This is a genomic window from Hyalangium sp. (assembly GCF_035629615.1).
In the GTDB taxonomy this organism is placed as follows: Bacteria; Myxococcota; Myxococcia; order Myxococcales; family Myxococcaceae; genus Hyalangium.
Window position 1 is genome coordinate 1 of the sequence record NZ_DASPHO010000829.1, and the last position, 3,550, is coordinate 3,550.

4 protein-coding genes and 1 tRNA gene are annotated in these 3,550 nt (G+C 67.7%); 2 read left to right on the top strand and 3 right to left on the bottom strand.

The annotated features are described in order from the left end of the window. Together VD972_RS41660 and VD972_RS41665 are read left to right on the top strand one after the other, a co-directional pair. A partial coding sequence (locus tag VD972_RS41660; RefSeq protein WP_324994978.1) for a class I fructose-bisphosphate aldolase occupies positions 1 to 804 on the top strand: 804 nt, incomplete at its 5' end. 246 nt (positions 805 to 1,050) lie between these two features. Next, positions 1,051 to 1,791, top strand: coding sequence for a hypothetical protein (locus VD972_RS41665; protein ID WP_324994980.1), 741 nt, complete (start codon positions 1,051 to 1,053; stop codon positions 1,789 to 1,791). Between the two features lie 64 nt (positions 1,792 to 1,855). Here VD972_RS41665 and VD972_RS41670 read toward each other — a convergent pair. From VD972_RS41670 to VD972_RS41680, 3 genes are all read right to left on the bottom strand, one after another. Beyond that, positions 1,856 to 1,928: transfer RNA gene (locus tag VD972_RS41670), tRNA-Ala, on the bottom strand. A 55-nt stretch (positions 1,929 to 1,983) separates the two neighbouring features. Next, positions 1,984 to 2,379 (bottom strand): hypothetical protein, encoded by a 396-nt coding sequence (locus tag VD972_RS41675; RefSeq protein ID WP_324994981.1) that lies wholly within the window; start codon positions 2,377 to 2,379, stop codon positions 1,984 to 1,986. A gap of 60 nt (positions 2,380 to 2,439) precedes the next feature. Continuing rightward, on the bottom strand, positions 2,440 to 3,550 hold a 1,111-nt coding region (locus VD972_RS41680; protein ID WP_324994983.1), incomplete at its 5' end, for an RsmB/NOP family class I SAM-dependent RNA methyltransferase.

The following is a 3,550-nucleotide window of genomic DNA, read 5'->3' on the forward strand; positions in this document are numbered from 1 at the left end:
GTCATCCTCCCGGTGGACCAGGGCTTCGAGCACGGCCCGGCGCGCTCCTTCGGGCCCAACCCAGCTGGGTACGATCCCGACTACCACATCCAGCTGGCCATCGACTCGGGCTGCAACGCGTACGCGGCACCGCTCGGGTTCCTGGAGTCCGTCGCCGGCAAGTACATGGGCGAGATCCCGCTCATCCTCAAGCTGAACAACTCGGACTCGCTGGCCAAGGTGCCCCACCCCATGTCCGCGGTGACGTCCTCTGTGAAGGACGCAGTGCGGCTGGGCTGCGCGGCGGTGGGCTACACCATCTACCCGGGCTCGGGTGCTCGCAACGAGCAGTACGAGGCCCTGCGCGACATCATCGCCGAGGGCAAGTCCTATGGCCTGCCCACGGTCCTCTGGGCCTACCCTCGCGGCAACCTGTCCAAGGAGGGCGAGACGGGCATCGACGTGGTGGCGTATGCGGCGCAGATCAGCGCGCAGCTGGGCGCCCACGTGATCAAGGTCAAGCCGCCGCAGGATCACCTCGAGCAGCCCGAGGCCAAGAAGGCCTTCGAGAAGGCGGGCATCGCCACCAAGACGATGGCCGACCGCGTGCGCGAGGTGGTGCGCTCGGCCTTCAACGGCAAGCGCATCGTTATCTTCTCGGGCGGCGAGGCCAAGGACACCCCGGCCCTGCTGGAGGAGATCAAGCAGATCCACCAGGGCGGCGGCTTCGGCTCCATCATGGGCCGCAACGCCTTCCAGCGCCCGCGGGATGAGTCCATCAAGCTGCTCAAGGACGTGATGAACATCTTCGCCAGCAAGGCGTAGCGCCAGACTCCAGCGTCCTCGTTCCCGAACGGCCGGTGCTCCTCTGCAGGGGCCCGGCCGTTCTTCATTCAGCGCTGCGGCTGAACCGCACGCAGAGAGCGGCCCAGGTGTTGGTGGGGCTCCACGTACGCGGAGAGCGCCTCGCTCGGCCGTGGCTCACAGGCCGCAGCGTCTATGGACTCCAAGTGATCTCAGGCTGTTACGCGGGCACTGAGGAGTGGTCCGCGGACTGCAAAGAGCACAGGCATGAGCCTCCTCCTTGTGTCCAAGAGATGGGTCCTCGCCACCCTCTCAGCCCTCGTCCTGCTCCCCTCCTCCCCAGCCCGAGCAGACCTGCCGTCGGAGACGATCTACCTGTCCCGCGCGGAGATCTCCGACGAGGCCCTGCGCGGCGTCATCGGCATCGCCTTCATCCGCTCCATGACCGGCTCGGATCAGCTTCCCTCGGGTGAGATCCCGTGCTTCCTGCCGGATGGCGACGCCTTCGAGCCGGACGGCACGCTCGTCCTGAAGGACCTGCGCGCGATCAGCGGCTGGGACTATGATCTCCAGTCGCTCCGCAAGTTCCCCGTGGTCGCGCGGCGGGGACACCATCTCCAGGTCGTCATCGACGCGCGCACGAACGAGCGCGCCTGGATCAGCGAGATCCAGGAGGACGACGAGGGCCCCGAGGTCGATTTCCTCCCGTTCGATGCCAAGCAGTTCGAGTGGAGCGGCATCGAGCTCTACCACCTGGCTCCCAAGGGGCAGTCTCGCCTCTACGTCGCGCCGAGGCCTGATGCCCGCTTCCACTCCCTCTCGCCGGATTACCCCCCACGCTGGAATGGGGAGTTCGTGGAGGTGCGCATCGTCAAGGCGAGGGGAAACTTCATGCTGCTCGGGGCCCTGGTCAACCTGGACACGCCCCTGGAGCCACTGGGCTGGGTGCCCATCACCGACGAGAACGGCCTGCTCCTCGTCTGGCCCATGTACGCGGCCATGTGCTGAGGAGGGCCCACGAGGCCCGTAAAAGCCAAAGCCCTCCGAGGGTTCTCCTCGGAGGGCTTTATTGTGGAGCTAACCGGGATCGAACCGGTGACCTCTTGAATGCCATTCAAGCGCTCTCCCAGCTGAGCTATAGCCCCGAGATTCTCTTCTGCCGCCGCTCTGGGGAGCGACCGCGTTTAAAGCGGCGACCTTCTACTTCTTTTTAGGCTTCGACGCCAGAGGTGTTTGCGGCCTGCCGTCGTTTTTCCCCTTCAACCGCGCCGCCAGTGCTTCTCCTTCCTGGAGGATGTCGGTGATCTCCGACGCGTGCGCCGCCGCCTTCTGCTCGGCTGCTTCTACCGCCTTCACCGCCGGTGCAAGCGAGGGCGGAAGCTCCAGCTTGCCCTTCTGCATCAGCCGCCACACCGCCTCGCCCAGCCCCCGCAGCGCCTTGTCCTTCTCCATCTGCAGGTAGTTGCCCTGCGAGTTCAACCGGGCCAGCTCCGCGGTGTGGCTCACCTGCTCGCGCAGCTGCGCCAGCTGAGCCTGAGCGGACTGGAACGCCTGCTGGATCTGCTTCATCACATCGGTCTGCTTGACGTCTGCCAAGACGGGAGACCCCTCGGAAGAGCTGACAGTGTCGTGCGTAACGTGTGGCGTTGGGGACTGTCAACCCTGGATCTTGCGAAGCCGGGCCGCGAAGAAGCCCCCTCCTGGCACTCGCGGTGGAATGGGGCGCAGAAAAGGACCGTCGCAGAGCGCCGCCGCCCGCTCCGGCCCCAGCACCGGCCCCACCGGCTCCAGCGTGAAGCCCGGCTGCTTCTCCAGGAAGCTCTGCACCACCGCGTCATTCTCTTCTGGCAGCAGGGAGCAGGTGGCATAGACGATGAGCGCCCCGGGCCGGGCCTCTCGCCCCACCTCCTCCAGCAGCGCCAGCTGGGTGGCCTGGAAGTCCGTGATCGCCTTGGGGGTGAGCTTCCACTTCTGGTCCGGCTCCCTGCCCAGCGAGCCCGTTCCACTGCAGGGCGCGTCCACCAGCAGCACGTCCGCCCCCGCCAGGGGCAGCGGGTGGGGGAAAGACACGTTGCGCACGGACAGATCCTTCACACGCTCGCGGGCCTGGGCCAGCCGCCGCCGCGAGCGGTCTCCCGCCAGCACCCTGCCCGAAGCCCCCACTCCGTCCGCCAGCGCCAGCGTCTTGCCCCCTGCCCCGGCGCAGATGTCCGCCACCGTGAGGCCCTCCAGCGTGCCCCCCGGCGGGCGGCACACCTCCGCAATGAGCTGGCTGCCCACGTCCTGAACCTGGAGGCGGCCCGTCTTCATGGCCTTCGTCTCGAAGACGCGGTGGCTCGCATCGGCGATCCGCAGCGCGTCCGGGGCGAGCTCCACGGGCTCAGCGACCACCCCCTCCTCTGTCAGCAGGGCGAGCACCTCCGCGCGCGTCCCGGTGGGCCTGACGCGGAAGTGCAGCGGTGGCTCCTCATCCAGTGCGGCGAGCAAGGCCTCCAACACCGGCTCCGGGTGCAGCGTGGCCAGCCGCTCCACCAGCCACGTGGGGAACGAGTAGCGTATGGCCAGCCGCTCGGTGGCCGCCTCTGGCAGCGACGGCTCTGGCAGGGGCGCCTCCACCACCTGGGCGAGCAGGTCATCCTTGATGGTCCGAGGCCGTACCGGGCCGGGCAGCTTCACCTCGGGACCGATCCGGCTCCACCCCTCCCCGCAGAAGAGGCGACGCCAGAGCGCATAGCGGACCAGGGCTTGATCCTCGGTGAGTCCCACC

What these genes read in the sequence shown, in the direction of transcription:
- VD972_RS41665 (WP_324994980.1), top strand. Translation starts at nt 1,051, where the DNA reads ATGAGCCTCCTCCTTGTGTCCAAGAGATGGGTCCTCGCCACCCTCTCA.